Origin of the sequence: Paenibacillus xanthanilyticus (genome assembly GCF_042682185.1) — a bacterium.
GTDB lineage: Bacteria > Bacillota > Bacilli > Paenibacillales > Paenibacillaceae > Paenibacillus_Z > Paenibacillus_Z xanthanilyticus.
Window position 1 is genome coordinate 3007246 of sequence record NZ_JBHUHA010000002.1, and the last position, 20120, is coordinate 3027365.

Annotated in this window: 10 protein-coding genes and 1 riboswitch; of the genes, 6 read left to right on the top strand and 4 right to left on the bottom strand. The window is 60.8% G+C overall.

Features of this window, described 5'->3' with window-relative positions; translation table 11 throughout:
• Positions 1–19 precede the first annotated feature (19 nt).
• The 5 genes from ACFSKT_RS30745 (at position 20) to ACFSKT_RS30765 (ending at position 10778) form a co-directional block, all read left to right on the top strand.
• Positions 20–544 (top strand): hypothetical protein, encoded by a 525-nt coding sequence (locus ACFSKT_RS30745; protein ID WP_377717524.1) that lies wholly within the window; start codon positions 20–22, stop codon positions 542–544.
• Positions 544–1218 carry a PspA/IM30 family protein gene (locus tag ACFSKT_RS30750; RefSeq protein ID WP_377717525.1) on the top strand — a complete coding sequence of 225 codons (675 nt, stop codon included), beginning with the start codon at positions 544–546 and terminating at the stop codon, positions 1216–1218. Before ACFSKT_RS30745 ends, ACFSKT_RS30750 begins: the two co-directional genes overlap by 1 nt.
• Before the next feature lie 127 nt (positions 1219–1345).
• Positions 1346–1777: a universal stress protein gene (locus tag ACFSKT_RS30755; protein WP_377717526.1), complete on the top strand. Its 432-nt coding sequence runs from the start codon at positions 1346–1348 to the stop codon at positions 1775–1777.
• Positions 1778–2165: 388 nt separating this feature from the next.
• Positions 2166–4208 carry a bifunctional diguanylate cyclase/phosphodiesterase gene (locus ACFSKT_RS30760; protein WP_377717527.1) on the top strand — a complete coding sequence of 681 codons (2043 nt, stop codon included), beginning with the start codon at positions 2166–2168 and terminating at the stop codon, positions 4206–4208.
• 234 nt (positions 4209–4442) lie between these two features.
• A complete protein-coding gene (locus ACFSKT_RS30765; RefSeq protein ID WP_377776381.1) occupies positions 4443–10778 on the top strand; it encodes a fibronectin type III domain-containing protein in 6336 nt (2111 codons plus the stop codon).
• 63 nt (positions 10779–10841) lie between these two features.
• On the opposite strand, the gene ACFSKT_RS30770 is transcribed toward ACFSKT_RS30765, so the two are convergent.
• A complete protein-coding gene (locus tag ACFSKT_RS30770; protein WP_377776382.1) occupies positions 10842–15440 on the bottom strand; it encodes a DEAD/DEAH box helicase in 4599 nt (1532 codons plus the stop codon).
• 112 nt (positions 15441–15552) lie between these two features.
• Here ACFSKT_RS30770 and ACFSKT_RS30775 point away from each other — a divergent pair, with 112 nt between their 5' ends.
• Positions 15553–15996 carry a hypothetical protein gene (locus ACFSKT_RS30775; protein ID WP_377717531.1) on the top strand — a complete coding sequence of 148 codons (444 nt, stop codon included), beginning with the start codon at positions 15553–15555 and terminating at the stop codon, positions 15994–15996.
• 257 nt (positions 15997–16253) lie between these two features.
• Here the strand turns inward: ACFSKT_RS30775 and ACFSKT_RS30780 are convergent, their stop codons facing one another.
• The 3 genes from ACFSKT_RS30780 to ACFSKT_RS30790 all read right to left on the bottom strand — a co-directional run bounded on the left by ACFSKT_RS30780 (position 16254) and on the right by ACFSKT_RS30790 (position 20115).
• On the bottom strand, positions 16254–16754 hold the full coding sequence (locus ACFSKT_RS30780) for a C40 family peptidase (RefSeq protein ID WP_377717532.1): 501 nt from the start codon (positions 16752–16754) through the stop codon (positions 16254–16256).
• 4 nt (positions 16755–16758) lie between these two features.
• Positions 16759–16911, bottom strand: a riboswitch (cyclic di-AMP (ydaO/yuaA leader).
• A gap of 272 nt (positions 16912–17183) precedes the next feature.
• Positions 17184–18008: a hypothetical protein gene (locus ACFSKT_RS30785; RefSeq protein WP_377717533.1), complete on the bottom strand. Its 825-nt coding sequence runs from the start codon at positions 18006–18008 to the stop codon at positions 17184–17186.
• 37 nt (positions 18009–18045) lie between these two features.
• Entirely contained in the window at positions 18046–20115 is a 2070-nt protein-coding gene (locus ACFSKT_RS30790) for a M1 family metallopeptidase (protein ID WP_377717534.1), read from the bottom strand.
• Between the last annotated feature and the right edge of the window lie 5 nt (positions 20116–20120).

Here is a 20120-nt window from a genome sequence, read left to right on the forward strand (position 1 = left end):
CCAAGGAGGTGAGAACGAAATGAAATCCGCGGGATGGAAAAAGTTGAAATGGCCGCTGCTCGCGGCGCTGGCCGTGGTTGTCCTGCTCATCTGCTCCGGCTGGACGCATGGCGGCATGCACGGGCCAAGAGGCGGGCACGAGGCCGGCTTCGGACGCGGCGGCAGCCCGTTCTTGGGCGGGGGCCCTCGCATCGAGCAAGGCATTCGCGGCGGACACGGCGGAGGCTTCTCCTTCGCGCACCTGCTGCTGAAGATCGGCGTGCTGCTGATCGGCGCGGCGTTGTTCGCGAAAGGCAAGTCGGTGCTGAAATGGGGCGGCGCCCTCCTCGCGCTGCTGGCGCTCTGGTCGCTGCTGTCGTTCTGGACGATCGTCATTACGGCGCTTGCGGTCGCGGCTTACGTCTTCATGCGCAGAAGAACAACATCGAACGAACCACTTGAGTTAACGGCTTCGGCGGATTGGCTTGCGCCGTCGTCCGCACATCATCAAGTCCACATACTCGATCAATGGGAACGGCAACTGGATAAGGAGGCGAACAAATAATGGGTATCTTCAAACGAGTGAAAACGATCGTGCAATCCGACGTGCATAGCTTTCTGGACAAGGTCGAAGATCCGATCAACATGGTGAAGCAGTATATTCGCGAGCTGGAGGAGCAGCTGGACCGGGCGGTGCAGGCGCTGTCGCTGCAGCTGCTGGCCGAGCGCAAGCACGCCGCGCTCATCGAGCAGACCGAGGCGCTGCTGGCCAAGCGCAGCCGTCAGGCGGAGCTGGCCGTCGACCGCGAAGAGGACGCCATCGCGACCATCGCGATTCGCGAGAAGCTCATCCATCAGGAGCGGCTTGCGCATTACCGCAGCCAGTACCAATCGCTGCAGGAACAGACGGCTCAGCTGCGCGAGCAGATCGAGCAGATGAAGCATACGTACGACGCCCTGCAGGCGAAGAAGCAGTACCTGATCTCCCGGGTGCAGGCGGCGCAAGCGATGGAGCGGGCGAGCAGCACGCTTAGCGCGTTCGATCCGAACCAGGCGGCGCGCGGCTTCGCCCGCATGGAGGAGAAGGTGTGGCAGTTGGAAGCGTCCGCGACGGCGCGCAAGCAAGTACAAGGGCAGTGGGGCGCTGCGGCTTCGGCCCGGCTGGACGGCTTCGAGGACAGCGTGAAGCTGGAGCTCGACGCGATGAAGCAGCAGCGAAGGGCAAGCGCGCAAGGCTAACGGGAATTCTGAATCCCGGACACGGCATCCCACCCGATTGGCTCCGGGAATGCCGTGTCTTTGCGTTGCCGGCCGGCGTAACGGGTAATAATCCTCCTAAGGTAAAAGACAGAAGGAGGGTTCTCCCATGTTATTTTCCCATGTGGTCGCGGCATTCGATGGATCGGTCCAAGCCTGGCGGGCATTGGAATACGCCATCAAGCTGGCCGAGAATGGTCTGGCGGAGCGGCTGAGCGTCGTACACGTCTACAACGTGCCGTATATGGTCGTGCCCGAAGCGACGATCTACGCGCCGGCCGAGATGCAGAAGGAGATGTACGACCGGGCCGAAGCGCTGCTGGCCGAAGCCGGCAAGCGGACGGCGCACCTGCCCCATGCTTCGCTTACGCTGATGCAGGGTAGTCCGGCCGACAGTCTGCTGCAGTACGCCGACAAGAACGGCGCCGCGCTGATCGTCATCGGCAGCCGGGGACTCGGCGGCCTGCGGGAGTTCATGATGGGCAGCGTCAGCCACAATGTGGTGCAGCATGCGTCGGTGCCCGTGCTTGTCATTAAGTAAGACGGTTCGGACGTCGGGATTGGATAGCCGCCGACGCGCTTTCGAAGCGTCTTGGGCGCGGCGTGCCGCGCAAGCTTCTGGGTTTCGATCGGTTTCGACGCGGCCGATTCGGTTAGCCTTGGCTGCTTGTCTTCGGACAGGCGGCCAAGGTTTTTTGGCATAAGTTTCACATTTATGCACGCCTCTAAATCTCCGGTATGCATCGCGCGTCGCCGCTATGCGTTGACACTGCCTTTTGCGTAAGCAATTAAGCGATGAATGTCGAATTTGGTCTAATTATTTGTCTCATTTTGTCGAATTGGCGAATACTGATGATTCTTTTTAGAATCATTATCATTTATAATAACTGTAACATCAGGAATGGGCTGACTGGAGAGGATAGAGCAATATGGATGACATGCAAGGACACTATAATAACTGGATTGTTGCTTTATCCTTTCTCATCGCGGTTGCCGCTTCCTACTCCGCATTCGATTTGGCAGGCAAGATTTCCCGCGTATCCGGCAGGAGCCGGACCGTCTGGCTGTTCATCGGCTCCTTTATCATGGGCGCCGGCGTCTGGTCGATGCACTTCGTCGGCATGATGGCCTTTCATCTTGGCGTCAACGTGCAGTACGACGTGTGGACGACGGCCGCCTCCATGATTTTCTCGATCGGCGCCTCCTTCATCGCGTTCCGCGTGACGGCGCTTACGAACATCCGATACTGGCGGCGCGTTTTCGCCGGCTTGTACATGGGCGCTGGCATCGTCGGGATGCACTATACCGGCATGGCGGCGATCAAAGAGCCTGTGATCGTGACGTACAACGCGTCGATGGTGTTCCTGTCGGTCGGCATTGCGGTCGGCGCTTCGTACGCCGCGCTCTTCTTGTTCGGCAAATTAAGAAACGTGCAAGGCTTCTCTTATTGGAAGCTAATCTGCTCGTTCGTCATGGGTCTTGCCGTCTGCGGGATGCACTATACGGGCATGCTCGCGACGAATTTTCAGATGAGCGCCGAAGCCATGGCCGTCCACCACGCCGTCGGCGATTCTCCGCCTCAGTTTTTAATGCTGATCACGGTCGTGATGGCGACCTTTCTTATTTTGGCGATATCGGCTGGCGTCATGTTCTTCGATCGGACGGTATTGGAGCGCATGGCTTATTATGACGCGCTAACTGGACTGCTTAACCGCCATCGCCTGCTGCATTATTTTGAGACTTCCTTTAATGGAAAGGAAACCGGCTTTTTGCTTTTCCTTGACTTGGATCGCTTCAAGAACGTCAACGATACGCTCGGGCACGACGCCGGCGACATCGTGATCAAAGAGGCGGCGGAGCGGCTGAAACAGGCGGTGACGGGCGACCAGACCGTGTTCCGGCTGGGCGGTGACGAATTCCTCGTGGCCTCGGCCAAGGGCTCGAAGGAAGACGCGCTGGAATTGGCGGCGAATATCGTCCGCGTGCTGCGCAAGCCGATGGACGTCGCGGGCAGCGAGATCCATCTGACGATCAGCATCGGCATCAGCTTGGCGCCCGATCACGGCACGGACCGGACGGCGCTGCTCAAGACCGCCGACATGGCGCTTTATCAGGCCAAGGAGCTCGGGCGCAACCAATACCGGCTGTTCGACGAGGACATCGACCGCAAGTACGTGCGTCGGTTGGAGCTGGAGCGGGATTTGCGCAAGGCGCTGGTCAACGGAGAGCTGTTCGTCTGCTACCAGCCGAAATGGGATGCTAAGGAGAACCAACTGATCGGTCTGGAGGCGCTCATGCGCTGGCGGCATCCTGAGCTTGGACTCGTGTCCCCGGTGGAGTTCATTCCGATCGCCGAAGAGACCGGGCTGATCGTGCCGATGACGCGCTGGATGCTCCGCGACGTATGCGCCCAGAACCGGAATTGGCAGAAGCGCCGGATGGCGCACGTTCGGATATCGGTGAACATGTCGATCCGCGTGTTCGAAGGCGGCGCGCTGGTGCAGATGGTGCACGACGCGCTGGAATCGTCAGGGCTCGACCCTTCGCTGCTCGAGCTGGAGATTACCGAATCGATCGCGATGCAGGAGGTGGCGGACACCGTGGAGCAACTGCAGCAGCTGCGCGCGCTGGGAGTCCATGTCTCCATGGATGACTTCGGGACGGGGTACTCCTCGCTGGGCAGTCTGGACGAGCTTCCGATCGACGTGCTGAAGATCGACCAGTCTTTCGTTCGTCAGAGCGCCATGGAATCCAAGCAGGCGATTATTAGCACAATCATCGCGATCGCGGGCCATTTGAAGCTGCAGGTCGTCGCCGAAGGCGTGGAGACGCAGGAGCAAATCGACTTCCTGCTCTCGCGTGGCTGCAGCATCATGCAGGGCTATTACTACGGCAAGCCGATGGACACAAAGAGTATTGAACAATGGTTCGTCGACCGTCAGGTGAGCGGTACGCTCATGCGTGTAAAATAAGACAGATCGGTAGGGCTATCGGGCCAAGAGGACGACTCTTGGGGCTGATGGCCCTTTTTTGCATCCCGATCTAACCGGGATCCTTTAGGAAATTCGCAATCCTTCATATCGACTACAGATGGAATATGATAGAATTAGCGCTAGGAAAACTCATACTAAAGGGTGATCAAGTTGCGTAGGATAGCGGGGTTTGGACTAGCTTTTCTATTAATATGGGGCGTTGTTCCTATCGATATGGGCCATGCCAACGCCATCGCGGCAAGCGAGACCGGCGCTCCGGCGGCGATCGCGGGGCGAATGGCTGATGAGCGGACGCTCGTGCTGACGTTCGACCGGGTGCTTGCCGGGGCGGGCGATGCGCTGGCGCTGCCGAAGGAAGCCTTCGGCTTGAGTGGACAGTCCGGCGGCGTTGCCGAGGCGTATGCGGAAGATCGCGATGTATTCGTGGTGCTGGAACAGACGGCGGCCGGTGATTACGTCGACGTCGCGGTGGCGGCGAATACCGTGTTTGGCGCGGGGATCGTGGCAGGCTCCGGCAATGCGGAGCTCGCGTCGTACCGGATCGTCACCGAATCCGGGGCGCTCAAGCTGAAGAACGAGCTTGACCCCGAGGGCAGCGGCTTTGCGCTGGCCGATGCGGTGACCTATATGAACCGGTTGAAGGCCGCAAGGGGCGATGCCAATATTGCCGGACAGGCCGGATTGGACGGCACGGACGTGCGGTTCCTGCTTTCCCTGCTGGACCTGGGTCTGCCGGATCGGACGCGGCTGCAGGCGGCGATCGCCCAGGCGGACGCGATGCTGGCGGCGACGCAAGGTCGGACGGACGCCGAACGCAGCCAACTTGGCGCATCCCGGGAGCACGCGCTGACCGTGGCCGCGTCGGCATCATCAACGCAGCGCGTCCTCGACGCAGCGCGGGTCCGGATCGAGGCGAGCTTGGCGGCCTTCAAGCCGGTCGGGGCCAAGTACCGTACGGTACCGGCGCCGCTGTCGGTCGGGCTAACGCCGGGATCGCTGCTCGCGGACGGCCTCTTCAGCGAAGCGGACCGGCAGAAGCTCGGCACGGATGAAGGCGCTGCGGGTGCCTCGCTGCGTGTCGCGCTGCCGGGCGCGAAGGGCGGCTTCGACGATTATCGCCCGGGCGATACGATCGTGCTGACGGTGGGGGAAACCTCCTACACCTATACATTGAAGGCGTCGGACGTGGCCCGCATGAAGCGGACGGCCGAAGCGGATTCGTTTGATTTCGACGTTGCTTCGTTCCTGGAAGAGCAGCAAGCCGATCTTGCCGCGATTAGCTACAGCGCGCTCGTGCGCAATGGCGCGAATGCCTCCCAAAGCAGCGCGGCGGTGAGCAGCCCGTCGAATGAAACATTCGGCATCGACGTTGCGCCGATCATTCTGACCGCGCCGGATCGCGTCGTGCAGGGCGAACCAATCGAAGTCACGGTGAATGACCCGCAAGCGAAGGTGTATTTGACGAAGCGCGGGATGGCGAACGATGTCGCGTTTGACTGCAGCGTAGCCGATGGATGCAGCCTGCCTACCGCCTTGCTTGAGGCGGGGAGCTACGAGATTCATGCCAAGGATGCTTCGGGGCAGGCGTCGGCTAGCCGCAAGGTGGAGATCGCGGCGAAGTCTGCTCCGCTGCCGCCTGTGGCGGTTGCGTTGTCAGCTGAGTTCCCGTTGAACGAAGAAGGTCTGTATGTGTTCAATCGGCCGGCGCGCGAGGAGTTGGACTGGTCGGAAGCGCCAGTCACGGTGGACGTTGAGCTGCCGGGCAATCACGGGGCGGAGACGGATTACGAACTCGGCGACCGGGTCGTGGTAGACATCCGCGGCGGCGAAGGGAATTTCGAATCGTTCGTTCATGAGCTGAACGGCGACGAGATCGGTGCCCTTAACCGTGCGGCATCGGAGGAGACGGTAACGATATCCGTCGATATCACGTCTTATCTCCTCGGCGAGAAGTTGTTGGACGATACCGTCAAGATCGCGGCGTACATGCAGGACGGCGAGGTCTTAACGGCGATGTCGGCGAGCGTTGAGGTGGAACGCGCGATTTGGATCGATCAGTCGCGACCGAAGCTTATGGTGTCAACCGGGGACGTCATCGGTCAGCCCCCGGCAAGCAAGATTCCGTTGGATGGCGGGCGCATCGTAGCGTGGAGCTCGGAGAATGGCGCAATCTATGTGATTCCAGCGTATTTCGTCGAGGTGGTACGAACGGTTGCTCAGTTGGATGACATTGTTTCACGGGAGTGGGGGCGCAAGCAGGCTTTTACGGGAGCGAACGTCACGTTCCCGGCCAGTTCGCTGGGGCCTGGTCTATTCGTCGTCGTATCCGTCGATGAGGCCGGCAACTTGTCGCTTCCGGAGAGCGCGATTAAGATTGAAGATTTGACGGCTCCCGAGTTGACGGTCAAGACGAGCGCGTCGGGCGAGCAGGCAGCTGCGATCCCGCTCGATGGAGGCCGTATTTGGGCGGGCAGCACCGAGTCGGGCGCGATCTATGCAGTGCTTGCGAACCAGGTGCCGGCGGCGGTTTCCGCGGCTGCCCTGGATGATTTGGTTACGCGCGGTAAAGGCCTGAAGCGTCCGTTCACGGAGGCGGATGTTCGGTTCGAAGCCGAACAGCTCGGTGTCGGGGAATATGTTCTCTTTGCGGTAGATGGAAACGAGAATGTGTCGGCGCCCTCCCAGTCGATTGCAATCCGAGATACGACGGCCCCATGGTTAACCGTCACGACGAGCGAGGATCCTGAGGGCGGCCAAGCGGAGACCATCTCGCAAGAAGCCGCGATAACGGCCATCAGCACGGAGGCGGGCGCAATCTACGCGGTACTCGCAGGCAAGGTGACGCTTGGAGTCGACGCGGAGAAGCTGGCTGCGTTGGTTGCGGACGGATTCGGTCAGAAACGCGCGTTCACCGCGACCGACGTCGTTTTCGAGGCGGGCGAGCTGGGCATCGGCGACTACGCGCTGTTTGCGGTCGATCAAGCCGGCAACGTGTCCGCGTCGGTCGCGATCGCAATCCGCGATCTGACGGCGCCGACGGTGACGGTAACAACGAGCGAGGATGAACCCGGAGATCCGGCGGAGGTAATTCCGCAGGAAGGCGGAACTATCGCGGCCCGCAGCACGGAGTTTGGCGACATTTACGTCATTCCTTGGGACTACGTGGAGTCGGCTCGAACCGTGGACGACCTAGACTCGCTCGTCGAACGAGAGCTGGGCCGCAAACAACCGTTTACGGGCGCCGACGCGACGTTCTCCGCGAGCGATTTGGGGGCCGGCAAATTTTTGGTATTGGCGGCAGATGCAGCAGGCAACGTGTCCGTGCCAAGCAACCCCATCGAAGTCAAGGATATGGCGGCCCCGACGCTGACGGTCTGGACGAGCGAAGATGGCGAAGGCGGCGTGGCTGAAGTGATCTCGCAAGGCGGAGTGATTAAGGCGAATAGCTCGGAAGCGGGCATGATTTATGCAGTGCTCGCCGATCAGGTCACGAATAGAACCGCGGAAGCGCTTGAGAAGCTGGTTGCAGACTCGCACGGAACGAAACGCCCGTTCAGAGAAGGCGAAGTCGCGTTTAACGCTAGAGAGCTTAACTTAGACCGGTACGTACTGTTTGCGGTCGATGAAGCAGGCAACGTATCGGAGCCATCAAGCGCGATTGCGATCCAAGATCTGACGGCGCCGACGGTGACGGTCGCAACAAGCGCAGATGGCAAGCTGACCACGACGATCCCGTTAGAGGGCGGCCTCATCTGGGCAAGCAGCTCGGAAGCCGGATTCATCTATGTCATTCCTCATTCGTACGTCGAGTCGGCAAGAACGAAAGAGAAACTAGAGTCCCTCGTGCTGCAGGGGCATGGGCGCAAGGAGCCTTACTCGGACGCCGATGCGGTGTTCGAGGCGAGCGACCTAGGTATTGGCAGCTTCGTGGTGCTGGCCGTCGACGATGCCGGCAATGTGTCGGTGCCATCCAGCGCGATTGCGGTCCAAGATCTAACGGCGCCGACGGTGACGGTCGCAACAAGCGAAGATGGCAAGCTGACCGCGACGATCCCGTTCGAGGGCGGCCGCATCTGGGCAAGCAGCTCGGAAGCCGGATTCATCTATGTCATTCCGCATTCGTACGTGGAGTCGGCAAGAACGAAAGAGAAACTAGAGTCCCTCGTGCTGCAGGGGCATGGGCGCAAGGAGCCTTACTCGGACGCCGATGCGGTGTTCGAGGCGAGCGACCTAGGTATTGGCAGTTTCGCGGTGCTGGCCGTCGACGAAGCCGGCAATGTGTCGGTGCCGACCAGCGCGATTGCGGTCCAAGATTTAACTGCGCCGACGGTGACGGTCGCAACAAGCGAAGATGGCAAGCTGACCACGACGATCCCGTTAGAGGGCGGCCTCATCTGGGCAAGCAGCTCGGAAGCCGGATTCATCTATGTAATTCCTCATTCGTACGTCGAGTCGGCAAGAACGAAAGAGAAACTAGAGTCCCTCGTGCTGCAGGGGCATGGGCGCAAGGAGCCTTACTCGGACGCCGATGCGGTGTTCGAGGCGAGCGACCTAGGTATTGGCAGTTTCGCGGTACTGGCCGTCGACGAAGCCGGCAATGTGTCGGTGCCCACCAGCGCGATTGCGGTCCAAGATCTAACGGCGCCGACGGTGACTTACAAGACGAGCGAATCCGGCGAGCAATTGGCCCAGATCTCGTTGGAGAAGGACCGCATTTGGGTGAGCAGCACGAAACCAGGCACAGTTTATGCGGTGCTTAAAGACGCGTTGCCGGTTAGCGTTACCGCCGAGGCACTGGAACAATTGATCACGCAAGAAAAAGGGCTGAAAAGCACCTTTACATCGGAGTACGTTCTCTTTAAAGCCTGGGATTTGGGCGAAGGCGACCACGTCCTCTATGCGGTCGATGAGGCGGGTAATGTATCCGCGCCGTCAAGCACGATCGGCATAGAAGATCAGTTTATGCCGGAAATAACGGTGTGGACCAGCGAATATGGCACGACGATTCCGCTGAATGGCGGCCGCATTTGGGCCAATAGCACGGAAGCGGGCACGATTTTCGTCATCCCGGCCTGGGAAGCCTCTCCGGAGATGACGTTGGAGGCGTTGAATGCCCTAGTCTCGGACGAGGTCGGGTACAGCCGACCATTTGTGGAAGAGAACATCGTTTTCGAGGCAAGCCAACTGGGTACCGGCGAGTTCGTCCTCTACGCCGTGGACGAGGCGTTGAAAGTATCGACGTGGTCCGACTCGATTTACATCGAAGAGTATGAGGAGTCGGATGTTGAAGCGCCTACGATTGAGATCTCGACAAGCGAAGATGCCGAAGGCCAACTAGCCGAGAGGATCCCGATGCAGACCGGACGCATTTACGCGCAAAGCAACGAATCGGGCATGATCTATATCATACCGGCCAACGAAGAGGTAACCTCGGATGTCAGCGTATACGAGCTGGAGGCCATTGTGGCCGGCGAGAGAGGGTTGAAGCGGGAGTTTTCGGAGTCGGATGTAACGTTTGAAGCCATGGAACTGAATGCCGAAGCTTATGTCCTGTTTGCGGTCGATGCAGCGGGCAACGTCTCGGCTCCGTCCCGCCCAATCACGATCTTCTACGTCGAACCGCCGTTGCATGTTGGCGAGTACGCGTCGGATTCGGTTGAGATCGACAATGATGCGATGGTCATTCATCTACCGGCCGGCCTGACCGCAGGGCAATTGCGCCTGTATTTACAAAGCGAGGTTGGCTTTGATATTTATGAAGATGACGACTACGAAGCTTCGTCGGTTGAGGACGCGGCCTTGTTAACGGAAGAGAACGTGGTCGTTGCGGAGTCGCAATCGGTGGAGTTTGTCTATTACCTTGACTTCCATCCATTCGTCGTGGAGAGCGCTTATCATGACGGAGAAGCGGCATTGAGTCCGGCTTATCTGGCGGTCGACGCGCCGCTCAAGATTAGTTTTAGCGAAATACTCTTGGAATACGCCAGAAGCCAAGTAGAAGAGGCGTTTATCGATGCCGTTGAAGGCAGAGTGTTCGATTTCGATTGGCAGCCTGTAGAGGGCGGGCAAATCCTGACGATCGGGCTGGCTCCTTTGGAAGAAGGCGCCGAGGACGATCCGGGCGTCTATTTCGTCCACAGCGTTACCGCCAAGCTGATCGAAGCCCCGTCCGGGGATCCCGAGCTTTTGCTGGAAGCCGATCCGCTCGATGTGACGATTACCCCTGATCTCGAAGAGGATCGCATTACGCTAAGCTTTGAAGCCGATCTCTCGTTGCGGCTGCTGCAGACGGAAGTGCTCGATCCGACGATCATCGAGGAGATTCTCGTGATGGAAGGCAGCGAACCGGTTGGCGCTTTGAATGTGACGTTGATCGAGCGCGGGACCGCGAAGAATGAATTAGTCGTGTTCGTCGACAACTGGGATGAACTTGGCGTGGAGAACAGTAGTTTTCTCTCCTTGCAGGTGAGATTCAAACCCAGATCGATCGACAGCGTCTTGGGCAATTGGCTCAGCGATGGTTATTATCTATACTTGCCTTTGGTCTAGCATGCAAAACGGCCGGAATGACGTTGTCATTCCGGCCGTTTTTGTTGTTTGGCGTCTTCGCATTTATTGCAAATTGCTCGGCCACAGCACCAGCGTCTGTTTGTCCCGCTCGGCCCCAAGCGTCTGCAGCAGGCCGGCGGCCGGGGAGTCCGCGATCGCCGCGCCGTTCCACTGCTCGATTTTAATTTTGCTCAAGTTCCCGCGGCGCAGCACGGTGCGAAGCACCAGCTTGAGGCCGGGGACATCGAGCTTTCCGCCGGACCATTCAACCCCGCCGTCCGCGTTCGGCTTCTCCCCCTCCTGCGCGAGCGCCACGATTTTGCGTCCGTTGCTCTCGATCCAATACCGCCAGCGTCCGCCCTGCAGGACGATATAGTTGCCGCTTTTGCGCGCGAATCCGGCGCCAAGCACTTCCGGCCAATCCGTGCTCAAGCCGAACGGATTCGCCGGATCGACGGCCGAGATGATCGTATAGCCGTCCGTCTCCCCGGGCACCTGCTGCCGGCCAACGGCCGCTAACTGCTCCCGCCGCGCGAATTGCAGCGCCGGCTCGCCGGCGACGAGCACGCCGCGCGTCACGATGCCGAGATGCTCCAGCTGACGCAGCGCTTGCAGATGCGCATCCCAGCCGTACGGGCTGACATGCGCCGCAAGCTCCTTGGAGACGAGACCGAAGCTATCCAGGAGGTGCTGGGTCCACTGCAGAAGCGATTCCGTCTCGCCGCCATCGCTCCCGCTATGCCCATCATCGCGGTCATCCGGCCGACGATCTTCCTCGAGCAGGCTGCCCGTCCAATACCAGCGCCCGAGACCGGAGCCGGTCTTGGCGAGCTGCTTGCCTTTCGTCTGGGCGTGGATTCGCAGCGGCGCGAATTGGTCGTTGGCGACCGCGCCTTCCCAGACGAGATCGATCAGCGCCGGGAGCAGCTCGGACGGCGCGAGTCCGCTCTCCCGTCCGAGCCGCGTCAGGAACATGGCGCCGCCTTCCCGCAGCCGCGCGAGCAGCTCGGGATGCTTCGAATCGGCCGCAGGGGCGTCCTGCTTCAAGCAGGGGAGATAGAGCGCGCGAGACTCCGCGAGGAAGAACGCGATTTTGCCCTCCTTCTCCCCCTCTTCCTTGCGCCCAAGCCAGATGACTTCCCCGGATGCGCACAACAGATCGAGATCCTCTTTGCGATAGCCGTTCACGCGGGAAGGGAAGATGAGGCTCTCCCAGTGGGAGACCGGCAGATAGAACCCCTGCAGCTGGCCGATGACGGCGCGCAAGCCGTCGATGCCCGCGAGCTGAGTCCCCTCGAGCACGTGCTGCAGCCGCGAGATCTCCGTGCACCAGCGAACGGGCTCGGCGGGCTCGGCCTGTTTGCGGGCCTTCTCCAACGTCAGCCGGATCAGCCGCTTCGCGATGCGGCGGCTCGTCCAGATGCGCTCGTCCGCATGCTCCGCGAACGGCGCCTGCTCGACCAGATCGTGCCGAAGCAGCAGTTCGACTACGGCCGCGGCGTCGTGCGCCTGGAGCGCCGGATACCGCTCCATCAGCTCCGTATCGGTGAACGATAACCGATGCTCGGCGAAGCGGCCGGCGATGAAGACGGCGGCATCTTCTCCGCCGGGGAATCGTTCATATAGTTCCCGCTCATCCGCGCAAATCCAACGTTCCCCTGCATCCTCGAAGCGGTAGGAGACGACTCGACCGCTGGCGACGATCGTCTCCAGCGCCTCGGCCATAGCGGCGGCATCCGCCTCGAGCAGCTTGGCCAGCTCGTCTGTCGCGAGATCGCCGCGCTGCTTCAGCGCCGCATAGAGATCATCCGGCCGCCGAAGCGCTCCCTGTCCCGCGGACAGCCGCTCCCGCTCTGCCTGCGCGACCGCCGGATCGACCGCATCGCGCAGCGCGGCCTCGCCGAAGAGGGCGCCGGCCATCGTCCGGCTGACGCTCAGCAGCTGCAATTGAGTCGCCGCACTGAAGCCGTCGCCCTCGTAGATTTGCGCGTTCACGTAATCGGCGATGAACTGCGCGGCGAAGGGGGACGGCGCTTTCGTTTCCTTGACGACGATCTCGACCTCGCCCGCCGCGATATCTCGCAGCAGCCGCTTCAATCCCTCGGCATCCAAGTACACATGCAAGCTCTCCCGCATGGCTTCAAGCAGGTACGGGAATTGATCGGCATAAGGCAGCGCCTGCTTCAGCAGCTCTTCGCTTCGCAGCCGCTTCTGCCACATCGGCGTGCGCGTGAAGCTGCGCGAGAGCAGCAGGGAGGTCTCGGCGATCCGGCGGAACGAGATGCCGAGCATCGGCGAGCCCGCGATCGCCTCGGTCAGCAGCTCTTCTAACGAATCCGCGGCGATGTGCCACAGCTTGTTCAGCCACAAGTTGTCGCCTTCGGCAAGGACGAGCTCGATCCCGTTGTCTTTGGCATTGCCGTACAGCTTGTACGGCAGCAGCCGGCCGAACTGCCGCTCGATCGCGAGCAGCCACGTCCGGTTTAGCTTGCGGCCCAGCAGCGTGTGAATGACGACCCGCGTCTGGTTGGTCAAGTCGCGGTAATGCTCGATCAGTATGAGCTTGTCGGTCGGCAGTCCCAGCGCCTTATGCTGGGCGCGCGCCAGATCGATGAGCTGCTCGGCGGCCGTGCGGTCGAGCCCGTATTCGGCATCAAGCCAGCGAATGGTCTCCGCTTCAAGCAGATGTTCCGCCCCATCGTGCTCGTCCGTCTGCGTGTCTCGCAGCCGGAGCCGCGCCGACAACTCGCCGAGAAACCGGCCCAGCCGCACGCCGAGCCGCACGTTGCGACCGCCGGGCTCGTTGCGCCAGAACGGGATTTCGCTGAAGCGGTTCGGCGCTTCCTGGACGTACACGCGGTCATGGTCGATACGGCTGATCATCCACGACGACGTCCCGAGCTGGAATACGTCGCCCGGCCGGCTTTCATGAATATATTCCTCGTCCAGCTCGCCGAGATGAACGCGGCTATCCGTATGATGGACCGGATACGCCGAGGATTGGGGGATCGTGCCGACGCCGGTGACCGCCGCGACCGGGGTGAGCGGGAGACGGGTGACGACATCCCGCTCGCGATCCCAATCGATCAGCGGCCGAGCGAACGGATAGAAGCCTGCTAGCACCTTTAAGACCGATTCGAGCTCTGCCCGCGGGTATTCGCGGTAGCACTCGCTGCCGCAGATGAGCGCATGCAGCCCGTCCACGGCGATGTCCTCGGCCGCGGCGGCCGACACGATATGCTGCGAGAGCACATCGATCGGCCGGCGCGAGAGCTCGATCGCTTCGATCTCGCGCCGAACGACGCTGCGGCAGAGCACCGCGGCTTCCGGCAGCTGGCTGCGGCTTCGGGCGAGTATCACGCCGCGGCTGATATCGCCGACCGCGTGGCCGGCGCGGCCGATCCGCTGGATGCCCGAGGCGGCGTCCATGGGCGGGTCGACCTGAAGGACGAGGTCGACGTGTCCGACGTCGATGCCGAGCTCCAGCGAGGAAGTGGCGACCAGGCAGCGCAGCCGGCCGCTCTTCAGCAGCGACTCGACCTCCAGGCGCCGATCGCGCGCCAGCGACCCGTGGTGGGCGCGGGCGAAGTCTTCCCCCGCCTGCTCGTTCAGACGCAGCACAAGCCGCTCGCACAGCCGCCGGCTGTTCACGAAAAGCAGCACGGACGTCGCGCCCGCCATCAGCTGCAGGAGCCGTTCGACGATCGGCGTCCACACCGCCGCCTCGCGCGATTGCGCGAATCGGCTGAAGTCCGGCATCGTCACGCGCACGTGCATCGTTTTGGCCATCAGGCTCTCGATAATCGAGACGGGCCGTGGTCGGTAGCCCAGCGCGTGCCGAAGCGGCTGCGCGTCATCCGTCTCCTCGCCGAGGCGGGCAGCAGTCCAATTCGCAGAGACCGGCGAATCGTTATCCGGCAAGCCTTGACTAGCTCGATCATCCGGCTCGGCCATGCTATCCGCAGCCTCCCACCCGCCGAGAAATCTCGCCATGCGCGACATCGGCTTCTGGGTCGCCGAGACGCCGATCCGCTGAACGCGGTGCTCGCATAGCGCGGTCAGCCGCTCGAGCGAGAGCGTCAAATGCGCGCCGCGCTTGTCTCCGGCGATGCCGTGAATCTCATCCACGATGACGGAGCGGACGGTCCGCAGCATGGCCCGTCCTTTCGCGGAGGTCAGCAGCAAATACAGCGATTCCGGCGTGGTTACGAGCACCTCGGGCGGCCTTCGCGCCATGCGCGCCCGTTCGGCGGAAGGCGTGTCGCCTGTACGGACGGCCGTCGTGACGCCCGGCCATTCGCCGCCGTTCCCGCCTTCCGCGGCCCGTTCGCCCGCGTACTGCTCAATCTCCGAGATAAAGCCGACCAGATGGTGCTGGATATCGTTGTTGAGCGCCTTTAAAGGCGTGATGTACAAGGTGCGCACGCCGCCGGACCAGCTGCCGCCGGACGCTTGTTTGTCGCGGACGATGAGGTCCAGGCAGGGCAGCAGCGCCGCGAGCGTTTTGCCCGACCCGGTCGGGGCGGCGATCAGCGTATGCGCGCCGCTTCGAATGGACGCCCATGCCTGCAGCTGGACGTCGGTCGGCTCGCCGAACGCGCGGTCGAACCAGCCGGCCAGGATAGGATGAAAGCCTTGCAGCGCATCGGAGGAAGAAGGCATCGAAGTCAGCTCCTTTTCAGGAAGAAGTGATGCTCTCATTATACCTGTTTTTGGTTCAGAAACTGAGCGGCGTCTCATACCTTTAGAAGTAACACCAATCGGGAGGGTATGTATGCAAAGATGGCGGGAGACGTTGGAAGAGAGATGGAACGAATGGAGGCAGGTCGAGGATGCGCTTAGCCGCGCGCTCGAAGGCAGGCGGGTGCTGCGCGTCGCGGGACCTCGAACGCCGAGATTGCTGCCGCCGGCGACCAAGACGATCCGGTCGGGCCAATTGACAGGCCTATCGGGCACCTATGAAGCGGGACTGGCTTGCTTTTGCATGAGCGAACTGAAGGTCGAGGAGCGGCATGCCTTTCTGGAGGCGTGGCACGCGCGTTTAGGAGAAGGGGCGATGGTCGTCATTGCCGACCGAAGGGGCGAAGGGTGCTCATCGGCTTTTGAGCTGCATCAGCTGTTCGCGGAGGTGGGGACGGCGCTGGACGTACAGGTCGGGCGGACGTTTTGGTGGGTCCGTTATGAGATCGGCGCTCACGGCCGTAGATCGTATGGTTAACGAAGCATAAGCGGCGACTTTCCCGCGCAATATGCCCACGCATGATATTACCCTTCAAATTATCCGAATAATCAAATAATTATTGAAAAACCGGTGATCATGGACCCTGGCTTGTTTCATAGGTCGCCGCGAGTGGTGAAGAAGAACTAATACCGGCACGCGCGGCGGAACAGCAAACCGCCGTGCTTGTCCGGGGGAACAAACACGGCGGCTCGTTGTTTGGGATCATCGCGGGGGCGATTGATCCCGGTCGCGAGTTAGTCGACGTCAGTCGTGTCGACCACTTCGTCCGACGGCTCGTCGGCATATTTCTCAAAAGTTTCAGGACTCATAACGCGGCGGGCCGTGACATAGCGCTTCTGATAGTAGGAATCACTAAGTCCGCTGATAGTTACGCCCTTGCTGGAAGACGAGTGAGCGAACTTACCGTCTCCAACGTAAATGCCGACATGCGAAATGCCTTTGCCGCTCGTATTGAAAAATACGAGATCGCCTGGGATCAAGTCGGCTTTCGCCACTTTCTTGCCCAGCTTGGATTGAGAGGAAGACGCGTGCGGGATCGAGACGTTCAATTTCTTGAAGACGTACATCGTGAATCCGGAGCAGTCAAACCCCTTGGTCGTGGTGCCGCCATAGTTGTATGGCGTGCCGATCAGATTGGCGATAACGCCGTCCATTTTGGAATCCGCGAATGCGCTTCCAGCTTGGAACGTGAGCATCATGGCCAGGCCAATCAGCAGAGCAGAAAACTTCTTCAAGAATAGAAACCCCTTCCGGTGCCTACGAGGTTAGCTGTGGGGTTCGGTTGAAGGTACCCTATGATCGCCTCGGGCGTATGCTGCTGCATCCGCCGGGATCAATTCACCCAAAGATGGTTCCCCCGTTTCTCTTGCGAGAATTCGGCATTTTTTTCATTCCGCGTTATGAATTCGATCATTTTCACAATTTCCCTTCTAAGTTCACAGTTTGTTCACACATTAGAATTCTAAGAGTGCAACTTTTTTGCTATTATATCGTATCGTTTTTTCTCTTTCCCTACTAGGGTCGTCCGTCCAATCGACAGTTCTTCCGCTTAGCGCCCCCATACAGGCACGAACCTTCCCGATACGCCTTCGTTTCACGCGCAAGCTTCCTAATCCAACAGCAAAGGACAGCACCTTGTCGGCACTGCCCTTCGCCTTCAATTCTCAACCTTCTTTGGCTTCATTCGACTGCCAGGCCGCGAATTGCGCCGCGACGGTCCATACCTTCATGATCGTGCGCACGAAGTGGAACCCTTGGTGCAGAATCAGTGCGAGCAGCCCGGCCCACAGCATCGACACCGAGGCGGCCGTGAGACTGAGCAGCAGCCCGATCGCCCACATGAGGAGGGAGATGCCGGCGAAAGGCAGCAGCTTCTTCGCCGCCTCGCCCAGTCCGCCCAAGGCGCCTTTGCCCGTCACCGCGCCGAACTGCATGGCCAGGAACAGCAGGTGCAGCAGCACGGCCCCCGCGAACCATCCGCCGGCCAGCGGCAGCGCGCTCGCGCTCAGCTCGGCGAGCGTGTCGCTTGCGATCAGCGCGTCATACAGACGCGGCACCAGCCAGATGCCCGGCACGATCGTCAGCGCGACCTCGAGAAAGTAGAGCAGCATAACCGGCTTCCAGGCTGCGCGGATCCCGGCGAGGAAACGCGTGCCGCCTTCGCTCTCCGATGCGTGAAGAGAATAGAACAGACCCGCGTTGACCAAAGGCGTGATCAGCATGCGCCCGGCCAGCAGCGTCGCGAACAGCCACAAATAAGGATGAATGAGGTCGGTCTTCATCAGTTGGAACTGCGCCTCCGTCAAGAACAGCCTTACCGCGTCCTCGCCGGCCTCGGCGCCGGGATACCGCTGCAGCAGCGGCGTCACGATCGAATCGATGGTCCGGTAGAGGAAGAAGCCCCACAACAGTTCGTACAGGAACAGGACGATGACGATGAAAAAGTGCTGTCCCGTCAGCCACCAGCCTTGCTTTAAATGCCGCCTCATGCCTCGATCCTCCTTTCGTTGTCTATCCAGCCGCCCGTTACCAGGCCAGCGATGCAAACAAGCCTTCGATCAGCTTCGTTAAGCCGATTCCCCACCGGGTGCGCGTTTTCTCCGGCACCTCCGCCTTCAAGTAATTGTTGATATGCCGGTTATCCAGCACGTTGTCGTAGTCCGGGTCCACCGTTGCATAGAGCAGCGGGGAAGGGTGCACCACTTTGAACACCATCTGGCTTTCTCTGCCTTCCCAGATCTTCGGCATCGTCGTGCCGTCGGCGAACTGGAGCACGACCGGGACGGGCCCGTTGGCGCCGCCGCGCCGCTTGACCAGCACGGTGGATTCATACTGACGGTCCCCGTTCTCGGCGACGGGACGCACGGCGATCGATTCGACCGCGTAGTCGGCCATATCTTTGCCGTACACGAAATGGCTGAAATATTCGTCCCACTCCGTCTTGGTCACCTGCTCGACGATGGTTTGGAAGTCGGCCGTGGACGGGTGCTTGAATTTATACTTCTGGAAGTAGGTTCGCAAAATTTTGCGCATCGTCGAAGCGCCAACCTGCTTCTCAATGCCGATCAGCACGAGCTTGGCACGCATGTACACGTTCTCCGCATAGCTGTCCGAACTGTGATACGACCATGACAGCTGCTTGAGCGGGGCCGGGTTGGTCATATAGCTGGCTTCCAGCGTCAGATTCGGCTCGATGCCGTAGGCGCTCTCCATGACTTTGTCCTCCGCGTACGAGGTGAAGCCTTCGTCCAGCCACGCTTCCTCGAACTCGTTGGTGGCGACCATGCCGTACCAATATTGGTGGCCGATCTCATGCACGACCGTGCGCTCCAGGCTGTCGATGGACGGATCGGGAGAATCGGCCTCGAAGCTCGTAACCAGCGTCGGGTATTCCATCCCGCCCGCGCCGCCCGCGCCTTCCGGCGGCACGACGATGGACAAGGTCGAATACGGATACGTGCCATACCACTGGGCGAATTTGCCGAGCGCGGATTTGGCCGCATGCATGTAGCGTTCCTTGTGTTCGGCGTGCTTCGGATCCAGGTAGAGCTTAATGCGGACGCCTGGAATGCCGGTCGTCGAGTAGGCTTCTTCGCTATAGATGAAGTCGGGCGAAGCGGTCCAGGCGAAATCGTGCACGTCGTCGGCGTAAAACTGGAACGTCCGCCGTCCGCCGTCCGCTTTAGTTGGTTTCGTCTGGAAGCCGGTTGCGGCGACCGTATAGTCCGCCGGCACGTTAATCCGCACGTTGTAAATGCCGAAGTTGCTGTAGAACTCGGAGTTGCCGTGATACTGGTGCGCGTTCCAGCCGTCGGCCGTCCGGCCTCGCATGCCGGCCGTCTCGTAAGCGGCCAGCTTGGGGAACCATTGTCCGGCCATGACGAAATCGTCGTGGTAGCCCATCCGCGCGAACACCTGCGGCAGCTTGACCGTGAAGCCGAGCCTCAGCGTGACGCTGCCGCCGGGCGGGATCGCATCGGGCAGACGCAGCTTGGCCAGCGTCTTATCGCTCGCGTTGCCGTCGTCGGGCTGCACGTAATGCAGCCTTGGCAGCAGGCTGTCGCCTCCTTCGGTTTGGAGCGAATCGATCGTCATGCTGCCCACGCCGTCCGCCGTCGCCTTGTCGCTTCGCAATTGGCCGCCCGATTCCCGCATGAAGCTGGTCTCCGGCGATTCGAACGCGTTCGGATAGAGGTGGAAGTACATCTCCGAGACGGCGGACTTGCCGGGGTTTGTCCATGTGAGCGTTTGCTCGCCCGTGAGCGATTTGCTTTGTTCGTCGAGTTTGACGTCGATGTGGTACTCCACCACGCGTTTGCTGAGCGCGACCGGCTTCGGCCGGAGCACCGATTCCGGCACGGGCGCGTTCGTCTGGGGGAGCGTCGTTTTGGGAACGGGGACCGCGGGCGTCGCCGGCTTCGGCGCGGTCTGGACCGGCTCGGGCTTGGCCGTAAGCGAAGCATCCGTTTGAGCAGGCGCGAACGCGTACGTATATTGCGATACCCAGGCATCCCCGAACCCTTCCCGCGCCGATACGCCGAGCAGGGCGGCGGCGACGGCGAAGAGCAGTAAGCGTTTGGCAAGACGTGGCGTCATTGAAC